Raw genomic sequence first — 25987 nt, forward strand, 5'->3', positions numbered from 1 at the left:
AAAGATGACTGCAAGAGGCGGCTTCCTCCGCGACGGGAGGAAGCCTGAGGAGATTAATCGTGAGCGCCGATTTCGCGCAGTTTACGACCTTTCATCAGATTACGTTCAATATGTTCCAGCGAAACGTGTTTGGTTTCCGGCACCAGCCACAGCGTCAGCAGGATAAACAGCACGTTCAGAGCCGCATACACCCAGAAGGTGTTGGCGTTGCCCAGCGTGTTGAGCATGGTCAGGAACGTTGCGCCGACGATCATGTTGGCAATCCAGTTGGTGGCGGTGGAGCAGGTGATGCCAAAATCGCGGCCTTTCAGCGGCTGAATTTCGGAGCACAGTACCCAAATCAGCGGACCGGCGCTCATCGCAAAACCGACAATAAACATCAGCAACATGGCGATAGCGAAATACTGCGCCGACGGTGAGTGAATACCGATATGCATCATTGTACCCAGCACGCCCATGCCCGCAGCCATGACGAGGAAACCCAGCGTCAGCGTTGGTTTACGTCCCCAGCGGTCAACAAGGCCGATAGCGATAAAGGTGGCGAGTACGTTGGTCAGGCCGACAATCACTGTCCCCCACATTTGCTCTGTGGTGTTGGTATAACCCGCCAGTTCGAAGATTTTCGGCGCGTAATACATGATGACGTTCATCCCGGTGAATTGCTGCATTACCTGCAACAGTACGCCAAGGAACACCGCGCGGCGGAAGTTGCTGTTCTCTTTAAACAGCGCCCAGCCACTCTGTTTAACCTGCAAACTTTCACGGATTTCATCCAGTTCGCGTTTCGCTTCCGCGCTGGTGTCACGCAGGCGTAGCAGCACGCGTTCGGCATCAACAAAACGGCGTTTGGCGGCAAACCAACGTGGGCTGTCTGGCAGGAAGAAGACACCAATCAGCAGCAAAATTGCCGGGATGATAATCACACCCAGCATCCAGCGCCATGCGCCGGTGTAGCTGAAGGCGGTATCAGAAAGATAAGCACCGAGGATGCCGATGGTAATCATCAGCTGATACATCGAAATCATACTGCCGCGAATTTTTTCCGGTGCAATTTCAGAGAGGTAAAGCGGCGCGGTATAAGAGGCAACACCCACCGCCAGCCCCAGCAGAACGCGGGAAAGAATCAGCACTTCAACGTTCGGCGCAGCCGCAGAAAACAGCGAACCGGCAACAAACAGGATTGCGCCGATCATCAGGCTCTTTTTGCGCCCGAGTTTAAAAGAGAGCCAGCCACTGCCTACCGCACCGACTGCCGCACCAAACATCATGGAGCTTACGACCCATTCTTGCGTGTGCGAGGTTATCTGGAATTCATCTGCAATAAACGGCAATGCGCCAGCAATTACACCGATATCCAGGCCAAAGAGTAATCCCGCCAGAGCGGCAAGGAAGCAGACAAAAAACGTCATTGCCTTGTTTGACCGCCCCTGTTTTTTAGCGTCAGGCATGATGCCCTCCAATATGTTATTTTTTATTGTGAATTAAGATAGGTGAGAACGACGTAAAAAGATGTGAGGCAAATCACATCAGTGTAATCGCTTACACTAACATTTATAGTAATTATAATTTAAGTGCATGAAAATAATTGAGTTATATCATCATAGATTAAACGCAGTTATCTGCAATTAAGACTTTACTGAAAAGAAATGTAACAGCTGTGAAAACTGAATAATATAGTGAAAATAGTATAAATATTTTGTTGGTGTGGTGGGTGTAATCGGTTTCAGTAGTGGTGATAATTTGCGGGTAAACGTGTTCAGCAACGGAATGTTGCTATCGTGTAGGCGGCTTTTTGCCGGATGCGGCGTGAACGGCTTATCCAGTCTACATGTAGCGATGGTTGCAGGCCTGATAAGCGTAGCGCATCAGGCATTTCTCTAGAAAAGAAAAGGCCAGCGCGAGGCTGGCCTTTGAAAACTGGTGTTGAAATATTATTTCAGACCGGCAGCATCGCGCAGCAGTTGCGCTTTGTCGGTTTTTTCCCATGGGAAATGTTCGCGACCAAAGTGACCGTATGCCGCAGTCTCTTTGTAGATCGGGTGCAGCAGATCCAGCATCTGAATCAGACCGTATGGACGCAGGTCGAAGAACTCGCGTACCAGCAGGGTCAGCTGTTCAGAAGGTACTTTCTCAGTACCGAAAGTTTCGACCATGATGGAGGTCGGTTCTGCCACGCCGATCGCGTAGGAAACCTGAATTTCACAACGGTCGGCCAGACCTGCAGCAACGATGTTTTTCGCTACATAACGTGCCGCGTAGGCTGCGGAGCGGTCCACTTTTGATGGATCTTTACCAGAGAACGCACCGCCACCGTGGCGAGCCATGCCGCCGTAGGTATCAACGATGATTTTACGACCAGTCAGACCGCAGTCACCCATCGGGCCGCCGATAACAAAACGTCCGGTCGGGTTGATGAAGAATTTGGTTGCGGAAGTCAGCCATTCAGCGGGCAGAATCGGCTTGATGATCTCTTCCATCACCGCTTCTTGCAGGGATTTCTGGTCGATCTCTTCAGAATGCTGGGTGGAAAGCACTACAGCATCGATGCCGACGATTTTGCCGTCGTCATACTGGAAAGTCACCTGGCTTTTCGCGTCCGGGCGCAGCCACGGCAGAGTGCCGTTTTTACGCACTTCAGCCTGACGCTGTACCAAACGGTGTGCATAGGTGATTGGTGCTGGCATCAGCACGTCGGTTTCATTGGTTGCGTAACCAAACATCAGACCCTGGTCACCCGCGCCCTGTTCCAGCGGATCGGCACGGTCAACGCCCTGGTTGATGTCAGGAGATTGTTTGCCGATGGCGCTCAGAACCGCACAGGAGTTAGCGTCAAAGCCCATGTCGGAATGCACATAGCCAATTTCACGAACGGTGTTACGGGTGATCTCTTCGATGTCTACCCAGGCGCTGGTGGTGATTTCACCGCCAACTAAGACCATGCCGGTTTTTACGTAGGTTTCGCAAGCAACGCGTGCTTTCGGATCCTGTTCGAGGATCGCATCTAAAACAGCATCAGAGATTTGGTCAGCAATTTTGTCAGGATGCCCTTCAGAGACGGACTCGGACGTAAAAAGGTGTTTTGCCATATTTAATATCACCAAAAGAGAATTTAGTTAGCTCAAACTGTTGTGTGGCTTTTCTGTGGTAGCGGATCCTACCACGACTCTGCAGATTAAAAACACTGGCAGTCTGAGTGTTAATCAGTATGGATGGATTAACATCTGGACGGCTATTTTAGGTCACTTCTTCACCCAATTTCCACTTTTTTTTGAATCGTGTCTCATTCTGCTAAAAACGTAGCTGGAAATTTTTCCTGACAATGCTGGCATTCTGCGCATTTATCTTTTGCAATTTTCTGCCATTGTGGGGTATAAAACGCGGCGCGCGGCTTAAATAAAAAGCACACGACGTTTCTTTCGTGTTGCCACTTCCAGCCGGGTTGAAATCAGTGTTTTAGCTTGTTGGTTCGTCTTCGCAGGCGGCCGTGGAGGTGATACGAAATAATGAATCGTTGTCTGCTGCTTAATCTGTCGCACCGTTCTGGTGTAGATTCGTTCCCCGCATTCTGCATCTCTGCATTGCATACCTGCCGATGTTATACCCATCTCGGCGCTTCTCAGGATTCAAGAGCTGGCAACAGTTACTGAAGACTGAACAAGGGCGCTCTTGTAAAAAAACAAGAGTTTTCTCGTGGTTTCGCCGAACTGTCACACTTACGTTCGGTTATGTGTTTAATAATGTTATGAAAAAGAAACCGGTTGCGCAGTCGGAGCGTCAGCATACGCTGCTGGAAAATCCGTGTGCTTATGGGTTGTTATCGCAGTTTCAGGCTGCGATAGTGGTTAACTGTTTTACACTTAATAAAATAATTTGAGGTTCGCTATGTCTGACGACATGTCTATGAGTTTGCCTTCGTCAGCGGGCGAACACGGTGTACTACGCTCCATGCAGGAGGTTGCAATGAGCTCCCAGGAAGCCAGCAAGATGCTGCGTACTTACAATATTGCCTGGTGGGGCAATAACTACTATGACGTTAACGAGCTGGGTCACATCAGCGTGTGCCCGGACCCGGACGTCCCGGAAGCTCGCGTCGATCTCGCGCAGTTGGTGAAAACCCGCGAAGCGCAAGGGCAGCGCCTGCCAGCACTGTTCTGCTTCCCGCAGATCCTCCAGCACCGTTTGCGTTCCATTAACGCCGCGTTTAAACGTGCGCGGGAATCCTACGGTTATAACGGTGACTACTTCCTCGTTTATCCGATTAAAGTTAACCAGCATCGTCGCGTGATTGAATCCCTGATTCATTCAGGTGAGCCGTTGGGACTGGAAGCAGGTTCAAAAGCCGAGTTGATGGCGGTGCTGGCTCATGCAGGCATGACCCGTAGCGTTATCGTCTGTAACGGTTATAAAGACCGCGAATATATCCGCCTGGCGCTGATTGGCGAGAAAATGGGCCATAAGGTCTATCTGGTTATTGAGAAAATGTCAGAAATCGCCATTGTGCTGGATGAAGCTGAACGCCTGAACGTTGTTCCGCGTCTGGGTGTGCGCGCGCGTCTGGCCTCACAAGGTTCTGGCAAATGGCAGTCTTCCGGCGGGGAAAAATCGAAGTTCGGTCTGGCGGCAACCCAGGTACTGCAACTGGTTGAAACGCTGCGTGAAGCCGGACGTCTCGACAGCCTGCAACTGCTGCACTTCCACCTCGGTTCGCAGATGGCGAATATTCGCGATATCGCGACAGGCGTTCGTGAATCCGCGCGTTTCTATGTGGAACTGCACAAGCTGGGCGTCAATATTCAGTGCTTCGACGTCGGCGGCGGCCTGGGCGTGGATTATGAAGGCACCCGTTCGCAGTCCGATTGTTCGGTGAACTATGGCCTCAATGAATACGCCAACAATATCATTTGGGCGATTGGCGATGCTTGTGAAGAAAACGGCCTGCCGCATCCGACGGTGATCACCGAATCGGGTCGTGCGGTGACTGCGCATCACACCGTGCTGGTGTCTAATATCATCGGCGTGGAACGTAATGAATACACGGTGCCGACCGCGCCCGCAGAAGATGCGCCGCGCGCACTGCAAAGCATGTGGGAAACCTGGCAGGAAATGCACGAACCGGGGACTCGCCGTTCTCTGCGTGAGTGGCTGCATGACAGCCAGATGGATCTACACGATATTCATATCGGCTACTCTTCCGGCACCTTTAGCCTGCAAGAACGCGCATGGGCTGAGCAGCTTTATTTGAGCATGTGCCATGAAGTGCAGAAGCAACTGGATCCGCAAAACCGTGCTCATCGTCCGATTATCGATGAATTGCAGGAACGTATGGCGGACAAAATGTACGTCAACTTCTCGCTGTTCCAGTCAATGCCGGACGCATGGGGGATCGACCAGTTGTTCCCGGTTCTGCCGCTGGAAGGGCTGGATCAAGTGCCGGAACGTCGCGCTGTGCTGCTGGATATCACCTGTGACTCTGACGGTGCTATCGACCACTATATTGATGGTGACGGTATTGCCACGACAATGCCAATGCCGGAGTACGATCCAGAGAATCCGCCGATGCTCGGTTTCTTTATGGTCGGTGCCTATCAGGAGATCCTCGGCAACATGCACAACCTGTTCGGTGATACCGAAGCGGTTGATGTGTTCGTCTTCCCTGACGGCAGCGTAGAAGTGGAGCTGTCTGATGAAGGCGATACCGTTGCGGACATGTTGCAATATGTACAGCTCGATCCGAAAACGCTGTTAACCCAGTTCCGTGATCAAGTGAAGAAAACCGATCTGGATGCTGAGCTGCAACAACAGTTCCTGGAAGAGTTCGAGGCAGGGTTGTACGGATATACCTATCTTGAAGATGAATAATTAAGATTATTCCGCTGGCGGGTCGATTTATTTACGTAAATCGGCCCGCTTTCTTTTTATATATTCTTAAAAATAATTTGGCTGCTTTTATTATTAAATAATCCCCCTACAATCGCTGTATTAATTAAATAGAGGGAACGGTAATGAAAAAATGGAAAGTACGTAGCGCGTTGGTGGCATTAGTCGTGTTGTTGGCTGGTTGCTCAAGTAATGCGCAGTATAATAGCAGTGCATCGGGCAATGTCGGCACCGCCTGGGGTGGAGATGTGCACTCAACGGTTCAGGGCGTATCTGCTGAACGCGCCTGGCGCGATCCGGCAGAGATGATCGTTATTAATTATTCGACAAATATTCCTTCCGGCTACGACCGTGTTTATAGTTTTCGTATTAACGAACTGGAATATGCTATTCGTGATGCTAATTTTAATTCTCTACCTATTACGCGAGTTTATGATTCATCAAATAATGAACCGCGATATATTGTTCATGCCAGAGTGGGGATGAATTATCAATTATATGTCCGTAACTACAGCCGGAACACCAATTACGAGATCGTTGCTACGGTTGATGGCCTGGATGTTCTGAATGGTAAACAAGGTTCGTTGAATAACAATGGCTATATTGTGAACGCTGGTGATTCGTTAGCGATTAAAGGATTCCGCAAAGATAAACATACCGAAGCGGCTTTTCAGTTCGCCAATGTTGCAGATTCCTACGCCGCCAATTCGGCGCAAGGCGATGTGCGTAATACCGGGGTGATCGGCTTTGCCGCCTTTGAATTGCAAGGCCCGGCGAAAAACGCGCTGCCGCCGTGCTCTGGACAAGCCTTTCCGGCAGACAACAATGGCTATGCGCCGCCACCGTGTCGTAAATAGCAACCTCGCTTGATGCCTCGCCCATTTAAGGCGATAATTAGCGCAAACTTGTGTTTCGCAAATCCAACCCTTCCTCGTCGGGCCTAACGACGCGGAAGGGTTTTTTTATATCGACTTTGTAATAGGAGTCCATCCATGAGCACCTTAGGGCATCAATACGATAACTCACTGGTTTCCAACGCCTTTGGTTTTTTACGCCTGCCGATGAACTTCCAGCCGTATGACAGCGATGCTGACTGGGTGATTACCGGCGTACCGTTCGATATGGCCACTTCTGGTCGTGCGGGTGGTCGTCACGGTCCGGCGGCTATCCGTCAGGTATCAACTAACCTGGCCTGGGAACACAACCGTTTCCCGTGGAATTTCGACATGCGCGAGCGCCTGAACGTCGTGGACTGCGGCGATCTGGTATATGCCTTCGGCGATGCTCGTGAGATGAGCGAGAAATTGCAGGCGCACGCCGAGAAACTGCTGGCTGCCGGTAAGCGTATGCTCTCCTTCGGTGGTGACCACTTTGTTACGCTGCCGCTGCTGCGCGCCCATGCAAAGCATTTCGGCAAAATGGCGCTGGTGCACTTTGACGCCCACACCGATACCTATGCGAACGGTTGTGAATTTGACCACGGCACGATGTTCTATACCGCGCCAAAAGAAGGTCTGATTGACCCGAATCATTCCGTGCAGATTGGTATTCGTACCGAGTTTGATAAAGACAACGGCTTTACCGTGCTGGACGCCTGCCAGGTGAACGATCGCAGCGTGGATGATGTTATCGCCCAGGTGAAACAGATTGTGGGTGATATGCCGGTTTATCTGACTTTTGATATCGACTGTCTTGATCCGGCATTCGCGCCAGGAACCGGTACGCCAGTGATTGGCGGCCTGACCTCCGATCGCGCCATTAAACTGGTACGCGGCCTGAAAGATCTCAACATTGTTGGGATGGACGTTGTGGAAGTGGCTCCGGCATACGATCAGTCGGAAATCACCGCTCTGGCAGCAGCGACGCTGGCGCTGGAGATGCTGTATATTCAGGCGGCGAAAAAGGGCGAGTAAGCGCCGGATAAGATGCGCACGGTGTAACAAATGTGCCATTAATGTCGGATGCGGCGTAAACGCCTTATCCGACCTACGTTCGGCACCCGTAGGCCGGATAAGATGCGTCAGCATCGCATCCGGCAATGCGCGCGGGGTGACAAATGTGCCATTCGTGTCAGATGCGGCGTGAACGCCTTATCTGACCTACGTTCGGTACTACCGGACCTTACTTAATCCCATCCGCGCTCATACGATCGCGAATATGCTGGGCGCGTTCGGCGGATGCCGGATGGTCGTCAAACATTGAGCTTTGGCGACCTTCTTCCAGTTTCGCCAGTTTTTCAAAGCTGGTGGCGAGACCTGCCGGGCTGATGCCGCGTTGGCGCAACAAATCGTAGGAATAATCATCCGCTTCCGCTTCCTGGCGTTGAGAGAATTGCGAATTGACTAGCTTTTCGCCCAGGTCACCAAGTTGTGATTGCGATAAACTGCCGACAATCCCGCCCGCAGAGGCCGCAGCTACTCGCACGGCGTTTGTACCAAGTGCCACCTGCATCCCTTTCTTCACATGGCCTAACGCCACGTGCCCCATTTCGTGACCGATCACCGCTTCAACTTCGTTATCCGTCATCATATCCATTAACCCGCTATAGACGCGGATACAGCCGTTGGCCATTGCAAAGGCGTTTACATCTTTCGCCATATACACTTTGTAATTCACCGGCTGACCGTTGATATTGTTGCCTAGCGCGTTGGCTATGGTGGTCAGACGCTTAGCATATTCACTATTGGCTGGCGCAATCGTCGCCTTGCTGTCCATCTCCTGACATGCCTGATCGCTCAGGGCTTTCACCTGGGCGTCACTCAAACTGTAAGCCTGAAAAGCTTCCGCTCCTGATGAGAGCAGTCCACTGGAGTCCATATTCTGGCAACCGGTCAGTACCGTTGCCACGCTCATTGCTACCAATAAGGCGCGAATTTTCATGTTTTCTCTTCCGCACAAGGTCAGGATTATTCTAAAAATGCGCCGTTTGCAGGTGAATCGACGCTCAGTCTCAGTATAAGGAAAAGCGCAGCGGACGGGCGAGCAGATTGCGCAACATGCGAGCATGATCCAGAGATTTCTGAAGCGGCAAAAGGATGTTCCATGTACATGACGCGCGGCTTGCGGTAAATTGTTGGCAAATTTTCCGGCGTAGCCCAAAACGCGCTGTCGTCAAGTCGTTAAGGGCGTGCCCTTCATCATCCGATCTGGAGTCAAAATGTCCTCACGTAAAGAGCTTGCCAATGCTATTCGTGCGCTGAGCATGGACGCAGTACAGAAAGCCAAATCCGGTCACCCGGGCGCCCCGATGGGTATGGCTGACATTGCCGAAGTCCTGTGGCGTGATTTCCTGAAACACAACCCGCAGAATCCGTCCTGGGCTGACCGTGACCGCTTTGTGCTGTCCAACGGCCACGGCTCCATGCTGATTTACAGCCTGCTGCACCTCACTGGTTACGATCTGCCGATGGAAGAACTGAAAAACTTCCGTCAGCTGCACTCCAAAACTCCGGGCCACCCGGAAGTGGGCTACACCGCAGGTGTAGAAACCACCACTGGTCCGCTGGGGCAGGGTATTGCGAACGCAGTCGGTATGGCGATTGCAGAAAAAACGCTGGCGGCGCAGTTTAACCGTCCGGGTCACGACATTGTCGACCACTACACCTACGCCTTCATGGGCGATGGCTGCATGATGGAAGGCATTTCCCACGAAGTTTGCTCTCTGGCGGGCACGCTGAAGCTGGGCAAACTGATTGCGTTCTACGATGACAACGGGATTTCTATCGATGGTCACGTTGAAGGTTGGTTCACCGACGATACCGCAATGCGTTTCGAAGCCTACGGCTGGCACGTTATTCGTGATATCGACGGTCATGACGCGGCATCTATCAAACGCGCAGTAGAAGAAGCGCGTGCAGTGACTGACAAACCGTCCCTGCTGATGTGCAAAACTATCATCGGTTTCGGTTCGCCGAACAAAGCCGGTACGCACGACTCCCACGGTGCGCCGCTGGGTGACGCTGAAATTGCCCTGACCCGCGAGCAACTGGGCTGGAAATATGCACCGTTCGAAATCCCGTCTGAAATCTATGCTCAGTGGGATGCGAAAGAAGCAGGCCAGGCGAAAGAATCCGCATGGAACGAGAAATTCGCTGCTTATGCGAAAGCTTATCCGCAGGAAGCCGCTGAATTTACCCGTCGTATGAAAGGCGAAATGCCGTCTGACTTCGACGCGAAAGCGAAAGAGTTTATCGCGAAGTTGCAGGCTAATCCGGCGAAAATCGCCAGCCGTAAAGCGTCTCAGAATGCCATCGAAGCGTTCGGTCCGCTGTTGCCGGAATTCCTCGGCGGCTCCGCTGACCTGGCTCCGTCTAACCTGACCCTGTGGTCTGGTTCTAAAGCAATCAACGAAGATGCTGCCGGTAACTACATCCACTACGGTGTTCGCGAGTTCGGTATGACCGCGATTGCTAACGGTATCTCCCTGCATGGCGGCTTCCTGCCGTACACCTCCACCTTCCTGATGTTCGTAGAATACGCACGTAATGCGGTACGTATGGCTGCGCTGATGAAACAGCGTCAGGTGATGGTTTACACCCACGACTCCATCGGTCTGGGCGAAGATGGCCCAACTCACCAGCCGGTTGAGCAGGTTGCTTCTCTGCGCGTGACCCCGAACATGTCTACATGGCGTCCGTGTGACCAGGTTGAATCCGCTGTAGCGTGGAAATACGGCGTTGAGCGTCAGGACGGCCCGACCGCCCTGATCCTCTCCCGTCAGAACCTGGCGCAGCAGGAACGTACTGAAGAGCAGCTGGCAAACATCGCGCGCGGTGGTTATGTGCTGAAAGACTGTGCCGGTCAGCCGGAACTGATCTTTATTGCTACTGGTTCTGAAGTTGAGCTGGCTGTTGCCGCTTACGAAAAACTGACTGCCGAAGGCGTGAAAGCGCGCGTGGTTTCCATGCCGTCTACCGACGCATTCGACAAGCAGGACGCTGCTTACCGTGAGTCTGTACTGCCGAAAGCGGTTACTGCACGCGTTGCAGTAGAAGCGGGTATTGCTGACTACTGGTACAAGTATGTTGGTCTGAACGGTGCTATCGTCGGCATGACCACCTTCGGTGAATCTGCACCGGCAGAGCAACTGTTTGAAGAGTTCGGCTTCACCGTTGAAAACGTGGTAGCGAAAGCAAAAGAACTGCTGTAATCGGTAAGATGCTTTGTGAGAAGGGTCGCGAAAGCAGCCCTTCATATTGTTGGCAAAGTGCGTGTTGTTCATACCGGATGCGGCGTGAACGCCTTATTCGGCCTACAAAATCATGCAAATTCAATAAATTGCAGGGACTGTGTAGGCCTGATAAGCGTAGCGCATCAGGCAGTTTAGCCTTTGCCATCAGTCTCAAGAGCCGCAAACGCGGCTCTTTTTACTTGGTCGAGATAAACGGAACGGTACTGCCGGGGTTCATGGTATCGGGTAATTTGCCATCCCAACGCTCAGCAGTGGTAAGGGCACAAGACCGGGATTGTCCCGCAGAGCTTCACCCCGCAGGCGAATAGTTTCGGCTTCAGCCGCACTTCTTACGCAATAGTCTCCGCTTTCATTCGATCTTCAATCGACTTCTCATAAGCGTCAGAAATTGAGCAAAGCAAGGAATATGCCCCCCTGATGTGAGAATAACAGTCAACCTCGAACAATTAAGAATCTATAAAGAAGGGGCTGTAAGATTTAATTTTATCTGTTTTCGGACTTTCAAGCTATAAATGGTGAACATGATCACAAACACAACAATCATAAATTTGTCTTATTTGCAATCCAACTCACAAACAGAAAGTTGACTTTATAATTGTTAATCGCAACTTATTGTTATTTATGGTTTGTTTACTTTTCCTCTTCTGGTGGTTCGCCTTTTTAGCCCAATTGCTTTCAATTTTTTGCGCGCGTATTTTATTTTCACCGACAGTCGGTACTCTAAAAATAGGGATAATTTATGCGGCTTATTGATTATTTTCCAGAATCATCAATCTCAGTGATACATGCAGCTAAAGACTGGCAGGAGGCTATTGATTTTTCGATGGCATCATTATTAACAAAAAATTATATCAACGAGAATTACATTCAGGCTATTAAAGATTCCACCATTAACAACGGATCTTATTATATTCTCGCAGCAGGCGTAGCAATGCCTCATGCGCGACCAGAATGTGGGGCGCTCAAAACCGGAATGTCTTTGACGTTACTTAAACAAGGTGTTTATTTCCCTGGGAATGACGAACCGATTAAATTACTCATCGGGCTTTCTGCTGCCGATGCCGATTCGCACATTGGCGCTATTCAGGCGTTAAGTGAATTACTGTGCGAAGAAGAAATACTTGAACAACTCTTAACAGCATCATCAGAAAAACAATTAGCGGACATTATCAGCCGCGAATAATAACTCTCTCCTCTACAGGATAATATTATGGAAAACAAGTCTGCTCGTGCAAAGGTTCAGGCTTTTGGGGGCTTTTTGACCGCTATGGTCATTCCCAATATCGGTGCTTTTATTGCCTGGGGTTTTATTACTGCATTATTTATTCCTACCGGCTGGCTGCCTAACGAACATTTCGCCAAAATTGTCGGCCCAATGATTACCTATTTATTACCGGTGATGATTGGTTCTACCGGTGGTCACCTGGTCGGCGGTAAACGCGGTGCGGTGATGGGGGGAATAGGGACGATTGGCGTAATTGTGGGTGCTGAAATCCCCATGTTCCTGGGTTCGATGATTATGGGACCGCTTGGCGGCCTGATGATTAAATATATCGATAAGGCACTGGAAAAACGCATCCCCGCTGGTTTTGAGATGGTTATCAATAACTTCTCATTAGGTATCGCCGGGATGGCTCTCTGCCTGCTAGGTTTTGAAGTTATCGGTCCAGCGGTGTTAATTGCCAATACTTTCGTCAAAGAGTGTATTGAGGCGCTGGTTCATGCGGGATATCTGCCTCTGCTGTCTGTTATCAATGAACCCGCGAAAGTGCTTTTCCTCAATAACGCGATAGATCAGGGCGTCTATTACCCGTTGGGGATGCAACAGGCTTCGGTTAACGGCAAATCCATCTTCTTTATGGTGGCGTCGAATCCGGGGCCAGGGTTGGGGTTGCTGCTGGCGTTTACCTTGTTTGGTAAAGGGATGAGTAAACGTTCTGCGCCCGGGGCGATGATTATTCACTTTCTTGGCGGCATCCACGAACTGTATTTCCCGTATGTGTTGATGAAGCCGCTGACCATTATCGCCATGATTGCGGGCGGTATGTCTGGCACCTGGATGTTTAATTTGCTGGACGGTGGTCTGGTGGCAGGCCCAAGTCCGGGGTCTATCTTTGCCTACCTGGCACTGACGCCGAAAGGTTCGTTCCTGGCGACAATCGCCGGTGTTACACTCGGTACTCTGGTGTCCTTTGCCATCACTTCCCTGATACTGAAGATGGAAAAAACGGTGGAAACGGAGAGCGAAGATGAGTTTGCTCAGTCAGCCAATGCGGTTAAAGCGATGAAACAAGAAGGTGCATTCTCGTTAAGCCGGGTTAAGCGTATTGCCTTTGTTTGCGATGCGGGGATGGGCTCCAGCGCGATGGGCGCAACCACCTTCCGTAAGCGCCTGGAAAAAGCGGGGCTGGCAATAGAAGTAAAACATTACGCGATAGAAAACGTGCCTGCGGATGCCGATATTGTGGTCACACACGCCAGTCTGGAAGGGCGCGTGAAACGTGTGACGGACAAACCACTGATATTGATTAATAACTACATTGGTGATCCAAAACTCGACACCTTATTTAATCAATTAACCGCCGAACATAAACACTGATTACAGAGATAAAAAATGAAAACCAAAGTTGCTGCTATTTATGGCAAGCGGGATGTCCGTCTGCGCGAATTTGAACTGCCAGAAATTACCGATAATGAACTGTTAGTGAGTGTAATTTCTGACAGCGTCTGTTTATCGACCTGGAAAGCGGCGTTACTCGGTAGTGAACATAAACGCGTACCCGACGATTTAGAAAATCATCCGGTCATTACCGGGCATGAATGTGCCGGGGTTATTGTCGAAGTGGGTAAAAATCTCACTGGCAAATATAAAAAAGGCCAGCGTTTTGTATTGCAACCGGCAATGGGATTACCCAGTGGATATTCAGCCGGATACAGCTACGAATATTTCGGCGGTAATGCCACCTATATGATTATTCCCGAAATCGCCATTAACCTGGGCTGTGTATTACCTTATCACGGTTCTTATTTTGCAGCGGCGTCGCTCGCGGAGCCGATGTGTTGCATAATTGGCGCTTATCATGCCAATTATCACACCACGCAATATGTTTATGAGCACCGCATGGGCGTCAAACCTGGCGGCAATATTGCGCTGCTGGCCTGTGCTGGCCCGATGGGAATTGGCGCTATCGATTACGCCATTAACGGCGGCATACAACCGTCGCGGGTAGTGGTGGTCGATATCGACGAAAAACGCCTGGCACAGGTGCAGAAGTTGCTGCCGGTAGAACTGGCGGCCAGTAAAGGCATTGAGCTGGTGTATGTGAATACCAAAGGGATGAGCGATCCAGTCCAGACGCTGCGGACGCTGACAGGAGATGCCGGGTTCGATGACGTGTTTGTCTATGCGGCGGTGTCTTCGGTCGTTGAGATGGCTGATGAGTTGCTGGCAGAAGACGGCTGCCTGAACTTCTTTGCCGGCCCGACGGATAAAAACTTCAAAGTGCCGTTTAACTTCTACAACGTCCATTACAACAGCACGCACGTCGTCGGTACATCCGGCGGTTCAACGGACGACATGAAAGAGGCGATAGCCCTTAGCGCCACAGGACAGTTACAGCCGTCGTTTATGGTGACCCATATTGGTGGCCTGGATGCGGTGCCAGAAACCGTGCTCAATCTGCCGGATATCCCTGGCGGTAAAAAACTCATTTATAACGGCGTGACCATGCCGCTCACTGCCATTGCCGATTTTGCCGAAAAAGGCAAAACCGATCCGCTGTTTAAAGAGCTGGCGCGGTTGGTTGAGGAAACGCACGGCATCTGGAATGAACAGGCCGAGAAATATCTGCTGGCACAATTTGGCGTTGATATTGGGGAGACCACGCAATGATGTCCCTGGCGTGGCCATTATTTCGCGTTACGGAACAGGCAGCGTTGGCTGCCTGGCCGCAAACCGGATGTGGCGATAAAAACAAAATCGACGGCCTGGCGGTCACCGCGATGCGCCAGGCGTTGAACGACGTCGCTTTTCGTGGGCGAGTGGTTATCGGCGAGGGAGAAATTGACCATGCGCCGATGCTGTGGATTGGCGAAGAGGTGGGCAAAGGCGATGGGCCAGAAGTCGATATCGCGGTTGACCCGATTGAAGGCACGCGGATGGTGGCGATGGGGCAGAGCAATGCGCTGGCGGTCATGGCCTTCGCCCCACGAGACAGCTTGCTTCACGCGCCCGATATGTATATGAAAAAACTGGTCGTTAATCGACTGGCTACCGGGGCAATCGATCTGTCTTTGCCCCTTACTGAAAACTTGCGCAACGTGGCGAAAGCGTTAGGTAAACCACTGGATCGGTTACGTATGGTTACGCTGGATAAACCGCGTCTGAGTGCCGCGATTGAGGAAGCGACGCAGCTTGGCGTGAAGGTTTTTGCCCTGCCGGATGGCGATGTCGCCGCCAGTGTACTGACCTGCTGGCAGGATAATCCTTACGACGTGATGTACACCATCGGCGGCGCGCCGGAAGGCGTTATCTCTGCCTGTGCTGTTAAAGCATTAGGCGGGGATATGCAGGCGGAATTAATCGATTTTTGCCAGGCCAAAGGTGACTACACCGAAAATCGGCAAATTGCAGAGCAGGAGCGCAAGCGGTGTAAGGAAATGGGAGTTGACGTTAACCGTGTGTACTCACTCGACGAACTGGTGAGGGGAAAAGACATCCTCTTTAGTGCCACGGGCGTCACGGGTGGAGAGCTGGTGAACGGTATACAACAGACGGCGAATGGAGTGCGGACGCAGACATTACTGATCGGCGGCGCGGACCAAACGTGTAATATAATTGATTCCCTGCATTGATGGTGATCTATCGGAAGACGAATGGCGACGCTGACAGAAGATGATGTGCTTGAGCAACTGGACGCACAGGACAATTTATATTCATTTATGAAAACTGCGCATTCTATTTTGCTCCAGGGGATACGCCAGTTTCTGCCGTCGCTATTTGTCGATAACGATGAAGAGATCGTCGAATATGCAGTGAAACCGTTACTCGCCCAAAGCGGCCCGCTTGACGATATTGATGTTGCGCTGCGTTTGATTTATGCGCTGGGGAAAATGGATAAATGGCTGTACGCCGATATCACGCATTTTTCCCAGTTCTGGCATTACCTGAACGAACAGGATGCCCCCCCAGGATTTGCCGATGACATAACCTGGGATTTTATCAGCAACGTCAATAGTATAACCCGCAATGCGACGCTCTATGATGCGTTAAAGGCGATGAAGTTCGCCGATTTCGCCGTCTGGTCAGAGGTGCGTTTTAGCGGGATGGTCAAAACGGCGCTGACGCTGGCAGTAACGACCACCTTAAAGGAATTAACGCCGTGAAAATTGAATTAACGGTGAATGGGCTGAAGGTACAGGCGCAGTACCATGATGATGAGATAAAAAATGTACATAAACCGTTGCTGCGCATGTTGGCGGCCTTACAGACGGTAAATCCACAGCGGCGTGCGGTGGTATTTCTTTGCGCTCCGCCGGGGACGGGTAAATCTACCCTAACCACCTTCTGGGAATATCTCGCGCAACAAGACCCGGAACTACCCGCTATTCAGACGCTCCCGATGGATGGTTTTCACCATTACAACATCTGGCTGGATGAGCATCAGCTTCGCTCTTATAAAGGCGCACCGCAGACGTTCGACGTGGCGAAACTGGCGGAAAATCTGCGCCGGGCAGTGGAAGGGGATTGTACGTGGCCGCAGTACGATCGACAAAAGCATGATCCCATAGAAGATGCATTACACGTTACTGCACCGATCATTATCGTAGAAGGAAATTGGCTGTTATTGGATGACGAGAAATGGCGCATGCTTGCGCAATTTTGTGATTTCTCGATCTTTATCAACGCGCCCGCAGCTGCGTTACGGGAACGGCTGGTGGGGCGCAAGCTGGCGGGAGGGTTATCGCTGGCAGACGCTGAAGCCTTTTATGAACGTACCGACGGCCCAAATGTTCGCCGGGTGCTTGAACAGAGTCTGCCCGCAAATTTGACCTTAATGATGACGGCTAGCGGCGAATATCGTCTGGCAGATTGACCTCTTTCACAGTGCCGTCTTCCAGACGGATAACACGGGAAAAATGACGCCGGGTAAATGCGGCGTCATGACTGATTGCCACGACACTCGCGCCTTGTTGGCGGCATTTTTCCAGCCAGCACTCAAACACGCCCAGCCAGTTTTCGTCAAAATCCCGACTGGGTTCATCCAGCAACAACAGTGACGGGGCGAGAGCTTCCAGACTGGCGACGGCGACCATCCGTCGCTGTGCGCTATGCAGGTCTAACGGATGCGCGCTGGCAACGTCTGCTAACTGACAACATTGCAGGGCGTATTCGGTGCGTTTTGCGATGTCTGCGGGTGAGAATTTTTGTAATTTCAGACCAAAGGCGACCTCTTCGGCGACGGTGCTATGAAACAACTGGTTTTCCGCTTCCTGAAACAGTACGCCAATTTTTGCCGCGCGCTGGCGGTTCTTAAGCGTATGTAATGCCTGTTGTTGCAATATTACTGTACCGGAAGATGGGGGAAGAAGACCCGCCATGATGCGTAACAGTGTCGATTTTCCCGCGCCGTTGTCGCCGGTCAGCGCCAGCCATTCACCTTGTTTAAGTTGCAGCGAAATGTCGCAAAGACAATCTGTTGCCGCGCCAGGCCAGCGATAAGTCACCTGATTTAACGTTAACATAATGGCTGGAGTACTCCGTCATGTAACCGCCAGGAATGCTGGCAATAGTTCAGAAAAGGTGTGGGATGACGTTCAAACAGAATAACCAGCGAACCGCATTCCATCGCCCAGTGCTGCAAACGCTGCAACAGAATTTCGCTGGCTTGTGATGTCAGGCGGCTAAAGGCTTCATCAAGAATTAATAGTTTTGGTTGCATAGCGATGGCACAGGCGATAACCACGCGTTGGGTTTCTCCACCGGAGAGTGTTGCCGGATGGCGATGACGCAACGGCTGGCACTCGGTCAGGGTCAGGGCAGCGTCAATGCGCGCCATAACCTTTGCTTCATCAAGACACAGATTTTCTGGCCCAAAGGCAACCTCTTCTTCCACGCTAAAGGTACAGCCGGAAAGCTGCAAATAGGGAGATTGCTGGACGAGTTGAATGGTAGCGGCTTGTTCGCTTAGCGAGAGTTGCCCAATGGGCGTATTGAGGAGCATTCCCGTGCCAGCGATGTCACCCGGCAGGAAGTCCGGATACCAACCCGCCATCAGTTGCGCCAGCGTGCTTTTGCCGCTGCCGTTGTCTCCAAAGATGGCGACCATCCCCGGGTTGTCATAGTGAAAGTCATAACAGAATGGAGAGTGCGTTGAGTGCGTCGGGCAATAGCGAAACTGTTCTAACGTAACCATAGCCACACTCCGGGTTCTGCCAGCATCAGCAATATCATGGTGTAACGAGCCACTTTTTGTAATTTACTGTCAGGTGGTGCCCATAGCGTAGTGCGCCGGTTATGTAAGCGAAATGCCCGCATATCCAGCGCCGCACCACGGATCGCCAGATCGTTAAGCGCATTATGGGTTAATGGTATGATTAACGCCGGCATCGCACATAAGCGTTGATACCAGCTTTCATCCAGCGGCACGCCACGCGCACGCTGTGCTTCATGAATAATCGCTAATTGCCGTTTTAACTGCTCAACGACCAGCAGCGGTCCGGCAAACAGATAAGCGACGCCCGGCGGCAGGCGAGAAGCAAACAAAGCGCGGATAAATCGTTGCACGGGGACGTACTGCATCCACAACTGCGAAGTGGAAACAATCGCCAGAATGCGCAGCCAGAGCGTAATAGCAAATGCCCAACGTTCTGGATTGCGCGGTGTTCCGCTTATCCATTCTGTCAGCCAGCCACCGTGCACCAGCCACAGGCCGCCCCCCAGCGAAAACATCAGCCAGGCGACATATTTTGCTCGCCGCCGCGTGGCCTTTAACGCAATAAGGCAGAGAAAGGTCGCCGCGCTATAGACTGGCAAAATGGTCTGCGCGGGCAGGATTAGCGTGGTGCAGGCTGCCAGCGCCCACAGCGTTAATGAGGTAAACGGATGCATTTAGCGCACGGCAGCCATTGCCGGAAAATGACGTGTGGTGCGAATCGGCAGCTGGCGCAGTAAAAGCCAGACAATCACCGCTGTAAGAATTTTATCGACCAGGTTTGCGCCTATCACCGTAATCGCCACCGACTCCACCAGGTTTTGCCCCATAGAGTGCATCCAGGCAACGAACAAATCAGCTCCGCTACCGGTGACACCGCCGAACAGCGCAGTACGTAACGGTACAGCAACGACTGTGACCGCAAGCGTAATAATCACGCCGCTGACAACGACTTTCGGCAGGGTGCGAAACCAACCCGCTCGCGCCAGCCAACCGGCGACCAGGCCGATGACCATCGCGACGGGCGCAAATGCGGCGGCGATCGGGTCGGTCAGCAATCCCCAGAGTAAATTGGTCAGTAAGCCGGTCAGCATCCCGATCACCGGACCAAGCAGTACCGCGCTAATAAGCGTGCCGATGGAGTCGAGAAATATAGGTAATTTGACCATGCTGGCCAGTTGCCCGCCGATCATATTGATAGCGATAGAGATAACGATCAGCACCAGGGCCTGGCTGGAAAAGCTGCGACGCGCCATAAGAAAACCTCTCTGAAAATAGTTATTTAATGGGGGAAATATGCAACTCATCGTAACCAGAAAGCGCGCAAGGCTGGCGGCTAAACGCCAGTTCCTCAAGGCAGCCGATCACCAGTTCAAGCGTGGTGCGCACGGTACAGCCGGGCATCATATGACCGCCAAGCATCGCGCCGTGTGGATCGGAAACGCAGAGATGAAGATGCTCACCACTCTGTTCCAGCGTGCCGTTCAATGCGATGACTTCAAACTTATCGCTTAGAAGGGTGGTGTTTTCTTGCCCGGCATAGCGCAAAGCGACATCAGTCAGACTGCCGGTACAACCTGCAATCCACGCGGCGTGGAGTTGTTGTTGTTGCGCGAAGACGCGCAATTGGGAGAGAACTTCCTGCCCGGGGAGCAGGCGCAGCGCGTAAAAGCGTGCGGAGGAAGAATATGGGTAGGGCAATGTCATCATTGGAGTACTCCGAAACTCGGACGCATTGCGGATAATATCGACGCTGCATCAGTCATATTCTGATATAAGTCAGGGTTTGTGACGGCACAACGAAAAGATTTTGCTACGCTTATTCGTGATTCTGCAAAGTGGAATAAATTCCACAGGGGCGGGGCTGAAAACGTGACGTAAGTCAGATAATTGTCTTCTTTGACTGGACAATCATTCCTTTTATTCCACGTTTCGCTTATCCTAGCTGAAGCGTTTCAGTCGATTAAATGTTCGACAATTAACCAATCAGTCGCAGTTTGCGACAGGTAAGGTTTTCCCGAACGATTTGCTGGATTACTCTGTCAGGCAAATTTGCTCAGGGAAAACCTTGCAGGAGATCTATGACCGTACGCGTAGCGATAAATGGCTTCGGTCGCATCGGGCGTAATGTGGTTCGTGCTTTGTATGAATCCGGACGTCGGGCGGAAATTACCGTGGTGGCAATCAACGAACTGGCGGATGCTGCGGGCATGGCGCATTTGTTGAAATATGACACCAGCCATGGCCGTTTTGCATGGGAAGTACGACAGGAACGCGATCAACTTTTTGTTGGTGATGACGCCATCCGCGTATTGCATGAACGTTCACTGCAATCGCTCCCCTGGCGTGAACTTGGCGTTGATGTAGTCCTCGACTGCACCGGCGTATATGGCTCCCGCGAGCATGGCGAAGCGCACATTGCCGCCGGGGCTAAAAAAGTGCTCTTTTCACATCCTGGCAGTAACGATCTCGACGCGACCGTTGTTTACGGCGTCAATCAGGATCAACTTCGTGCGGAACACCGCATCGTTTCTAACGCTTCCTGTACCACGAATTGCATAATTCCCGTCATCAAATTGTTAGATGATGCGTACGGTATTGAGTCCGGCACTGTGACCACAATTCACTCCGCCATGCACGATCAACAGGTTATTGATGCATACCATCCTGACCTGCGTCGCACCCGGGCAGCCAGCCAGTCGATCATTCCGGTCGATACCAAACTGGCCGCCGGTATCACACGATTTTTTCCGCAATTTAACGATCGCTTTGAAGCGATTGCGGTACGTGTGCCAACCATAAATGTGACGGCAATCGATTTAAGCGTGACGGTGAAGAAACCTGTAAAAGCCAATGAAGTCAACCTGTTGCTGCAAAAAGCAGCACAAGGTGCATTTCATGGTATAGTTGACTATACGGAATTGCCGTTGGTCTCTGTAGATTTTAACCACGATCCGCACAGTGCCATTGTCGATGGTACTCAAACCCGGGTCAGTGGCGCACACCTGATCAAAACGTTGGTCTGGTGCGATAACGAATGGGGCTTTGCTAACCGAATGCTCGACACGACGTTAGCTATGGCTACTGTTGCTTTCAGGTAAGACGCAAGCAGCGTCTGCAAAACTTTTAGAATCAACGAGAGGATTCACCATGTCTGTAATTAAGATGACCGATCTGGATCTTGCTGGGAAACGTGTATTTATCCGTGCGGATCTGAACGTACCAGTAAAAGACGGGAAAGTAACCAGCGACGCACGTATCCGTGCTTCTCTGCCGACCATCGAACTGGCTCTGAAACAAGGCGCTAAAGTGATGGTAACTTCCCACCTGGGTCGTCCTACCGAAGGCGAGTACAACGAAGAATTCTCTCTGCTGCCGGTTGTTAACTACCTGAAAGACAAACTGTCTAACCCGGTTCGTCTGGTTAAAGATTACCTCGACGGCGTTGATGTTGCTGAAGGTGAACTGGTTGTTCTGGAAAACGTTCGCTTCAACAAAGGCGAGAAGAAAGACGACGAAACCCTGTCCAAAAAATACGCTGCACTGTGCGACGTATTCGTAATGGACGCATTCGGTACTGCTCACCGCGCGCAAGCTTCTACTCACGGTATCGGTAAATTCGCTGACGTTGCGTGCGCAGGTCCGCTGCTGGCGGCTGAACTGGACGCGCTGGGTAAAGCACTGAAAGAACCAGCTCGCCCGATGGTGGCTATCGTTGGTGGTTCTAAAGTATCTACCAAACTGACCGTTCTGGACTCCCTGTCTAAAATCGCTGACCAGCTGATTGTTGGTGGTGGTATCGCTAACACCTTTATCGCGGCACAAGGCCACGATGTGGGTAAATCCCTGTACGAAGCTGACCTTGTTGACGAAGCTAAACGTCTGCTGACCACCTGCAACATTCCGGTTCCGTCTGATGTTCGCGTAGCAACCGAGTTCTCTGAAACTGCTCCGGCTACTCTGAAATCTGTTAACGATGTGAAAGCTGACGAGCAGATCCTGGATATCGGTGATGCTTCCGCTCAGGAACTGGCTGAAATCCTGAAGAATGCGAAAACCATTCTGTGGAACGGTCCGGTTGGCGTGTTCGAATTCCCGAACTTCCGCAAAGGCACTGAAATCGTGGCTAACGCTATCGCAGACAGCGAAGCGTTCTCCATTGCTGGTGGCGGCGACACTCTGGCAGCAATCGACCTGTTCGGCATCGCTGACAAAATCTCCTACATCTCCACTGGCGGCGGCGCATTCCTCGAATTCGTGGAAGGTAAAGTACTGCCTGCAGTAGCGATGCTCGAAGAGCGCGCTAAGAAGTAAAAAATCACAGGGCAGGGAAACCTGCCCTTGTTTCAGCGCGCTTTTAGAGCACGCATTTTTTCATACTCTAAATAATTCGAGTTGCAGGAAGGCGACAAGAGAGTGAATCCCCAGGAGCTTACATAAGTAAGTGACTGGGGTGAGCGAACGCAGACGCAGCACATGCAACTTGAAGTATGACGAGTATAAGGCCCGACGATACAGGACAAGAGACATGTCTAAGATTTTTGATTTCGTAAAACCTGGCGTAATCACTGGTGATGACGTACAGAAAGTTTTCCAGGTAGCAAAAGAAAACAACTTCGCACTGCCAGCAGTAAACTGCGTCGGTACTGACTCCATCAACGCCGTACTGGAAACCGCTGCTAAAGTTAAAGCGCCGGTTATCGTTCAGTTCTCCAACGGTGGTGCTTCCTTTATCGCTGGTAAAGGCGTGAAATCTGACGTTCCGCAGGGTGCTGCTATCCTGGGCGCGATCTCTGGTGCGCATCACGTTCACCAGATGGCTGAACATTATGGTGTTCCGGTTATCCTGCACACCGACCACTGCGCGAAGAAACTGCTGCCGTGGATCGACGGTCTGCTGGACGCGGGTGAAAAACACTTCGCAGCTACCGGCAAGCCGCTGTTCTCTTCTCACATGATCGACCTGTCTGAAGAATCTCTGCAAGAGAACATCGAAATCTGCTCTAAATACCTGGAGCGCATGTCCAAAATCGGCATGACTCTGGAAATCGAACTGGGTTGCACCGGTGGTGAAGAAGATGGCGTGGACAACAGCCACATGGACGCTTCTGCACTGTACACCCAGCCAGAAGACGTTGATTACGCATACACCGAGCTGAGCAAAATCAGCCCGCGTTTCACCATCGCAGCGTCCTTCGGTAACGTACACGGCGTTTACAAGCCGGGTAACGTGGTTCTGACTCCGACCATCCTGCGTGATTCTCAGGAATATGTTTCTAAGAAACACAACCTGCCGCACAACAGCCTGAACTTCGTATTCCACGGCGGTTCCGGTTCTACTGCTCAGGAAATCAAAGACTCCGTAAGCTACGGCGTAGTGAAAATGAACATCGATACCGATACCCAATGGGCAACCTGGGAAGGTGTTCTGAACTACTACAAAGAAAACGAAGCTTACCTGCAGGGTCAGCTGGGCAACCCGAAAGGCGAAGATCAGCCGAACAAGAAATACTACGATCCGCGCGTATGGCTGCGTGCCGGTCAGACTTCGATGATCGCTCGTCTGGAAAAAGCATTCAAGGAACTGAACGCGATCGACGTTCTGTAAGATATTCCTTTCTGCTTATCTCAAGACCCGCTCTGCGGGTCTTTTTTTTCGCCAAAAGCAAGGTGATGGACAGGAGAAATCTGTGATCTATTTGGCAAAATTATGCTTTATTGTTTACCCTTGTCAGACTGCCCGTCATAAGGCAGCGGAGTGTATTTCTCCATTTTGAGTCAGTTAAAAAGGAATATTGAATGGAAGATTTGAATGTTGTCGATAGCATACACGGTGCAGGTTCGTGGTTGGTGAACAACCAGGCGCTGTTGCTGAGTTATGCTGTAAACATCGTGGCGGCTCTCGCGATCATCATCATTGGTTTGATTATCGCGCGGATGATCTCCAACGCGGTGAATCGCCTGATGATCTCCCGTAACATAGATGCCACCGTTGCTGATTTTATCTCTGCATTAGCCCGATATGCGATTATTGCTTTTACGCTGATCGCAGCGTTAGGTCGTGTGGGGGTACAAACTGCATCGGTTATCGCCGTGCTGGGTGCCGCAGGTTTAGCTGTAGGTTTGGCGTTGCAGGGTTCTCTGTCTAACCTGGCCGCTGGTGTGTTGCTGGTACTGTTCCGTCCGTTCCGTGCCGGTGAATATGTCGACCTCGGCGGTGTTGCCGGTACAGTGCAGAGCGTGCAGATTTTCTCTACGACTATGCGCACTGCAGACGGTAAAATTATCGTTATTCCGAACGGTAAAATTATTGCCGGTAATATTATTAACTTCTCTCGCGAGCCTGCGCGCCGTAACGAATTTATCATTGGTGTGGCGTATGATTCCGATATCGATCAGGTGAAGCAGATCCTGACCGATATTATCCAGTCTGACGATCGCATTTTAAAAGATCGCGAAATGACCGTGCGTCTGAACGAGCTTGGCGCATCCTCGATTAATTTCGTGGTCCGCGTCTGGAGTAACAGCGGCGATCTGCAAAACGTTTACTGGGATGTGCTGGAGCGTATTAAACGCGAGTTTGATGCCGCTGGTATCAGCTTCCCGTATCCGCAAATGGATGTGAATTTTAAGCGGGTGAAAGAGGACAAAGCTGCATAATCAACGCTGAGGCCAGATAATTTATCTGGCCTCTCTCTTATTAGTTATTCTGATTGCCAATTAATAATATCAATTTCCACTAATAACATTCCCGCGCTATATTCTCTGCATCAGATACTTAATTCGGAATATCCAACGTGTTTTCTTATTACTTTCAAGGTCTTGCACTTGGGGCGGCTATGATCCTGCCGCTCGGTCCACAAAATGCTTTTGTGATGAATCAGGGTATTCGCCGCCAGTACCACATTATGATTGCCTTACTTTGTGCAATCAGCGATTTGGTTCTGATTTGCGCCGGGATTTTTGGCGGTAGCGCGTTACTGATGCAGTCACCGTGGTTGCTGGCGCTGGTCACCTGGGGCGGCGTTGCCTTCTTGCTGTGGTATGGTTTTGGCGCTTTTAAAACGGCGATGAGCAGTAATATTGAGCTGGTTAGTGCTGAAGTCATGAAACAGGGACGCTGGAAAATTATTGCCACCATGCTGGCAGTGACCTGGCTGAATCCCCATGTTTATCTGGATACCTTTGTGGTATTGGGGAGCCTCGGCGGGCAGCTCGATGTTGAACCAAAACGCTGGTTTGCGCTTGGGACGATTAGCGCCTCTTTCTTGTGGTTCTTTGGTCTGGCTCTTCTCGCAGCCTGGTTGGCACCGCGTCTGCGTACCGCCAAAGCGCAGCGTATTATTAATATTATTGTTGGTGGCGTAATGTGGTTTATCGCCCTACAGCTGGCGAGAGATGGTATTGCCCATGCACAAGCCTTGTTCAGTTAGGCGCTATCTGATGGAAAATAAAAACAGAGACGCTAAGCTTGCCTACAGAGGTT

The 25987-nt window shown here is 51.2% G+C and carries 25 protein-coding genes and 2 pseudogenes; 18 read left to right on the top strand and 9 right to left on the bottom strand.

The genetic code is table 11. From position 1 onward, the window contains the following. Window positions 1–53: 53 nt before the first annotated feature. Together galP and metK are read right to left on the bottom strand one after the other, a co-directional pair. On the bottom strand, window positions 54–1448 hold the full coding sequence (galP, locus tag A7Z06_RS12805) for a galactose/proton symporter (RefSeq protein ID WP_001112301.1): 1395 nt from the start codon (window positions 1446–1448) through the stop codon (window positions 54–56). A gap of 483 nt (window positions 1449–1931) precedes the next feature. After that, the gene (gene metK / locus A7Z06_RS12810; protein ID WP_001062128.1) at window positions 1932–3086 is read right to left on the bottom strand and encodes a methionine adenosyltransferase; all 1155 of its coding nucleotides are present in this window, start codon (window positions 3084–3086) and stop codon (window positions 1932–1934) included. Window positions 3087–3141: 55 nt separating this feature from the next. Here metK and A7Z06_RS22255 point away from each other — a divergent pair. The 6 genes and pseudogenes from A7Z06_RS22255 to speB all read left to right on the top strand — a co-directional run bounded on the left by A7Z06_RS22255 (window position 3142) and on the right by speB (window position 7790). Beyond that, window positions 3142–3393, top strand: a pseudogene (locus tag A7Z06_RS22255) (hypothetical protein). Window positions 3394–3503: 110 nt separating this feature from the next. Next, a complete protein-coding gene (locus A7Z06_RS22260) occupies window positions 3504–3647 on the top strand; it encodes a hypothetical protein (protein WP_272941840.1) in 144 nt (47 codons plus the stop codon). A gap of 95 nt (window positions 3648–3742) precedes the next feature. Continuing rightward, entirely contained in the window at window positions 3743–3874 is a 132-nt protein-coding gene (gene yqgB / locus A7Z06_RS12825) for an acid stress response protein YqgB (protein ID WP_001338822.1), read from the top strand. Window positions 3875–3882: 8 nt separating this feature from the next. Then, window positions 3883–5859, top strand: coding sequence for a biosynthetic arginine decarboxylase (gene speA, locus A7Z06_RS12830; RefSeq protein ID WP_010347927.1), 1977 nt, complete (start codon window positions 3883–3885; stop codon window positions 5857–5859). Window positions 5860–6002: 143 nt separating this feature from the next. Continuing rightward, a complete protein-coding gene (locus A7Z06_RS12835) occupies window positions 6003–6734 on the top strand; it encodes a hypothetical protein (RefSeq protein ID WP_000758923.1) in 732 nt (243 codons plus the stop codon). Window positions 6735–6869: 135 nt separating this feature from the next. Then, on the top strand, window positions 6870–7790 hold the full coding sequence (speB, locus tag A7Z06_RS12840) for an agmatinase (protein WP_000105566.1): 921 nt from the start codon (window positions 6870–6872) through the stop codon (window positions 7788–7790). 208 nt (window positions 7791–7998) lie between these two features. Here the strand turns inward: speB and loiP are convergent, their stop codons facing one another. Further along, window positions 7999–8757 carry a metalloprotease LoiP gene (gene loiP / locus A7Z06_RS12845; protein ID WP_010347931.1) on the bottom strand — a complete coding sequence of 253 codons (759 nt, stop codon included), beginning with the start codon at window positions 8755–8757 and terminating at the stop codon, window positions 7999–8001. 277 nt (window positions 8758–9034) lie between these two features. Here loiP and tkt point away from each other — a divergent pair, with 277 nt between their 5' ends. Then, window positions 9035–11026: a transketolase gene (tkt, locus tag A7Z06_RS12850; protein ID WP_000098618.1), complete on the top strand. Its 1992-nt coding sequence runs from the start codon at window positions 9035–9037 to the stop codon at window positions 11024–11026. Between the two features lie 217 nt (window positions 11027–11243). Here tkt and A7Z06_RS21875 read toward each other — a convergent pair. Beyond that, window positions 11244–11401 (bottom strand): annotated as a pseudogene (locus A7Z06_RS21875) (prohibitin family protein); the annotation flags it as partial. 406 nt (window positions 11402–11807) lie between these two features. Between A7Z06_RS21875 and cmtB the strand changes: the two are divergent. From cmtB to A7Z06_RS12885, 6 genes are read left to right on the top strand one after another with little or no spacing between them, the layout of a single operon-like run. Further along, window positions 11808–12251: a PTS mannitol transporter subunit IIA gene (gene cmtB / locus A7Z06_RS12860; protein WP_001236693.1), complete on the top strand. Its 444-nt coding sequence runs from the start codon at window positions 11808–11810 to the stop codon at window positions 12249–12251. A gap of 27 nt (window positions 12252–12278) precedes the next feature. Next, entirely contained in the window at window positions 12279–13667 is a 1389-nt protein-coding gene (cmtA, locus tag A7Z06_RS12865; RefSeq protein WP_085461149.1) for a PTS mannitol transporter subunit IICB, read from the top strand. Window positions 13668–13682: 15 nt separating this feature from the next. Beyond that, window positions 13683–14960, top strand: a complete 1278-nt coding sequence (locus tag A7Z06_RS12870; RefSeq protein WP_000853235.1) for a zinc-binding dehydrogenase — start codon at window positions 13683–13685, stop codon at window positions 14958–14960. Beyond that, the gene (glpX, locus tag A7Z06_RS12875) at window positions 14957–15922 is read left to right on the top strand and encodes a class II fructose-bisphosphatase (RefSeq protein ID WP_000987295.1); all 966 of its coding nucleotides are present in this window, start codon (window positions 14957–14959) and stop codon (window positions 15920–15922) included. The genes A7Z06_RS12870 and glpX overlap by 4 nt, the downstream gene beginning before the upstream one ends. A 21-nt stretch (window positions 15923–15943) precedes the next feature. Beyond that, window positions 15944–16453, top strand: coding sequence for a fumarase E (gene fumE / locus A7Z06_RS12880; RefSeq protein ID WP_000224161.1), 510 nt, complete (start codon window positions 15944–15946; stop codon window positions 16451–16453). After that, window positions 16450–17163 carry a nucleoside/nucleotide kinase family protein gene (locus tag A7Z06_RS12885; RefSeq protein ID WP_000687715.1) on the top strand — a complete coding sequence of 238 codons (714 nt, stop codon included), beginning with the start codon at window positions 16450–16452 and terminating at the stop codon, window positions 17161–17163. The genes fumE and A7Z06_RS12885 overlap by 4 nt, the downstream gene beginning before the upstream one ends. Here A7Z06_RS12885 and A7Z06_RS12890 read toward each other — a convergent pair. Genes A7Z06_RS12890 through A7Z06_RS12910 form a run of 5 tightly spaced genes read right to left on the bottom strand, consistent with a single transcriptional unit; the run spans window position 17135 to window position 20211 of the window. Further along, window positions 17135–17812 carry an ABC transporter ATP-binding protein gene (locus A7Z06_RS12890; protein WP_000956938.1) on the bottom strand — a complete coding sequence of 226 codons (678 nt, stop codon included), beginning with the start codon at window positions 17810–17812 and terminating at the stop codon, window positions 17135–17137. The genes A7Z06_RS12885 and A7Z06_RS12890 overlap by 29 nt on opposite strands. Continuing rightward, window positions 17806–18483 (bottom strand): ABC transporter ATP-binding protein, encoded by a 678-nt coding sequence (locus A7Z06_RS12895; RefSeq protein WP_000256984.1) that lies wholly within the window; start codon window positions 18481–18483, stop codon window positions 17806–17808. The genes A7Z06_RS12890 and A7Z06_RS12895 overlap by 7 nt, the downstream gene beginning before the upstream one ends. Then, a complete protein-coding gene (locus A7Z06_RS12900; RefSeq protein ID WP_000553236.1) occupies window positions 18471–19178 on the bottom strand; it encodes an energy-coupling factor transporter transmembrane component T in 708 nt (235 codons plus the stop codon). The genes A7Z06_RS12895 and A7Z06_RS12900 overlap by 13 nt, the downstream gene beginning before the upstream one ends. After that, a complete protein-coding gene (locus tag A7Z06_RS12905) occupies window positions 19179–19757 on the bottom strand; it encodes an ECF transporter S component (protein WP_000124052.1) in 579 nt (192 codons plus the stop codon). It lies immediately after the preceding gene. Window positions 19758–19779: 22 nt separating this feature from the next. After that, the gene (locus tag A7Z06_RS12910; RefSeq protein ID WP_000988717.1) at window positions 19780–20211 is read right to left on the bottom strand and encodes a PPC domain-containing DNA-binding protein; all 432 of its coding nucleotides are present in this window, start codon (window positions 20209–20211) and stop codon (window positions 19780–19782) included. A 371-nt stretch (window positions 20212–20582) separates the two neighbouring features. Here A7Z06_RS12910 and epd point away from each other — a divergent pair, with 371 nt between their 5' ends. The 5 genes from epd to argO all read left to right on the top strand — a co-directional run bounded on the left by epd (window position 20583) and on the right by argO (window position 25934). After that, window positions 20583–21602, top strand: coding sequence for an erythrose-4-phosphate dehydrogenase (gene epd, locus A7Z06_RS12920; protein WP_000218480.1), 1020 nt, complete (start codon window positions 20583–20585; stop codon window positions 21600–21602). Window positions 21603–21651: 49 nt separating this feature from the next. Beyond that, window positions 21652–22815: a phosphoglycerate kinase gene (pgk, locus tag A7Z06_RS12925; protein WP_000111269.1), complete on the top strand. Its 1164-nt coding sequence runs from the start codon at window positions 21652–21654 to the stop codon at window positions 22813–22815. Window positions 22816–23029: 214 nt separating this feature from the next. After that, window positions 23030–24109 carry a class II fructose-bisphosphate aldolase gene (gene fbaA / locus A7Z06_RS12930; protein WP_000034374.1) on the top strand — a complete coding sequence of 360 codons (1080 nt, stop codon included), beginning with the start codon at window positions 23030–23032 and terminating at the stop codon, window positions 24107–24109. Window positions 24110–24300: 191 nt separating this feature from the next. Beyond that, window positions 24301–25161 (top strand): small-conductance mechanosensitive channel MscS, encoded by an 861-nt coding sequence (gene mscS, locus A7Z06_RS12935; RefSeq protein ID WP_000389806.1) that lies wholly within the window; start codon window positions 24301–24303, stop codon window positions 25159–25161. 137 nt (window positions 25162–25298) lie between these two features. Continuing rightward, entirely contained in the window at window positions 25299–25934 is a 636-nt protein-coding gene (argO, locus tag A7Z06_RS12940) for an arginine exporter ArgO (protein ID WP_000493354.1), read from the top strand. Window positions 25935–25987 lie beyond the last annotated feature (53 nt).

The sequence above is a fragment of the Escherichia sp. MOD1-EC6819 genome (genome assembly GCF_002965765.1).
GTDB lineage: Bacteria > Pseudomonadota > Gammaproteobacteria > Enterobacterales > Enterobacteriaceae > Escherichia > Escherichia ruysiae.

Coding starts and splice junctions, on each gene's coding strand:
- A7Z06_RS22260 (WP_272941840.1), top strand. CDS start 3,504: ATGAATCGTTGTCTGCTGCTTAATCTGTCGCACCGTTCTGGTGTAGAT.
- epd (WP_000218480.1), top strand. CDS start 20,583: ATGACCGTACGCGTAGCGATAAATGGCTTCGGTCGCATCGGGCGTAAT.
- loiP (WP_010347931.1), bottom strand. CDS start 8,757: ATGAAAATTCGCGCCTTATTGGTAGCAATGAGCGTGGCAACGGTACTG.
- A7Z06_RS12870 (WP_000853235.1), top strand. CDS start 13,683: ATGAAAACCAAAGTTGCTGCTATTTATGGCAAGCGGGATGTCCGTCTG.
- A7Z06_RS12890 (WP_000956938.1), bottom strand. CDS start 17,812: ATGTTAACGTTAAATCAGGTGACTTATCGCTGGCCTGGCGCGGCAACA.
- fumE (WP_000224161.1), top strand. CDS start 15,944: ATGGCGACGCTGACAGAAGATGATGTGCTTGAGCAACTGGACGCACAG.
- A7Z06_RS12910 (WP_000988717.1), bottom strand. CDS start 20,211: ATGATGACATTGCCCTACCCATATTCTTCCTCCGCACGCTTTTACGCG.
- metK (WP_001062128.1), bottom strand. CDS start 3,086: ATGGCAAAACACCTTTTTACGTCCGAGTCCGTCTCTGAAGGGCATCCT.
- fbaA (WP_000034374.1), top strand. CDS start 23,030: ATGTCTAAGATTTTTGATTTCGTAAAACCTGGCGTAATCACTGGTGAT.
- galP (WP_001112301.1), bottom strand. CDS start 1,448: ATGCCTGACGCTAAAAAACAGGGGCGGTCAAACAAGGCAATGACGTTT.
- cmtB (WP_001236693.1), top strand. CDS start 11,808: ATGCGGCTTATTGATTATTTTCCAGAATCATCAATCTCAGTGATACAT.
- yqgB (WP_001338822.1), top strand. CDS start 3,743: ATGAAAAAGAAACCGGTTGCGCAGTCGGAGCGTCAGCATACGCTGCTG.
- mscS (WP_000389806.1), top strand. CDS start 24,301: ATGGAAGATTTGAATGTTGTCGATAGCATACACGGTGCAGGTTCGTGG.
- cmtA (WP_085461149.1), top strand. CDS start 12,279: ATGGAAAACAAGTCTGCTCGTGCAAAGGTTCAGGCTTTTGGGGGCTTT.
- pgk (WP_000111269.1), top strand. CDS start 21,652: ATGTCTGTAATTAAGATGACCGATCTGGATCTTGCTGGGAAACGTGTA.
- A7Z06_RS12835 (WP_000758923.1), top strand. CDS start 6,003: ATGAAAAAATGGAAAGTACGTAGCGCGTTGGTGGCATTAGTCGTGTTG.
- A7Z06_RS12905 (WP_000124052.1), bottom strand. CDS start 19,757: ATGGCGCGTCGCAGCTTTTCCAGCCAGGCCCTGGTGCTGATCGTTATC.
- A7Z06_RS12900 (WP_000553236.1), bottom strand. CDS start 19,178: ATGCATCCGTTTACCTCATTAACGCTGTGGGCGCTGGCAGCCTGCACC.
- speB (WP_000105566.1), top strand. CDS start 6,870: ATGAGCACCTTAGGGCATCAATACGATAACTCACTGGTTTCCAACGCC.
- glpX (WP_000987295.1), top strand. CDS start 14,957: ATGATGTCCCTGGCGTGGCCATTATTTCGCGTTACGGAACAGGCAGCG.
- speA (WP_010347927.1), top strand. CDS start 3,883: ATGTCTGACGACATGTCTATGAGTTTGCCTTCGTCAGCGGGCGAACAC.
- tkt (WP_000098618.1), top strand. CDS start 9,035: ATGTCCTCACGTAAAGAGCTTGCCAATGCTATTCGTGCGCTGAGCATG.
- A7Z06_RS12895 (WP_000256984.1), bottom strand. CDS start 18,483: ATGGTTACGTTAGAACAGTTTCGCTATTGCCCGACGCACTCAACGCAC.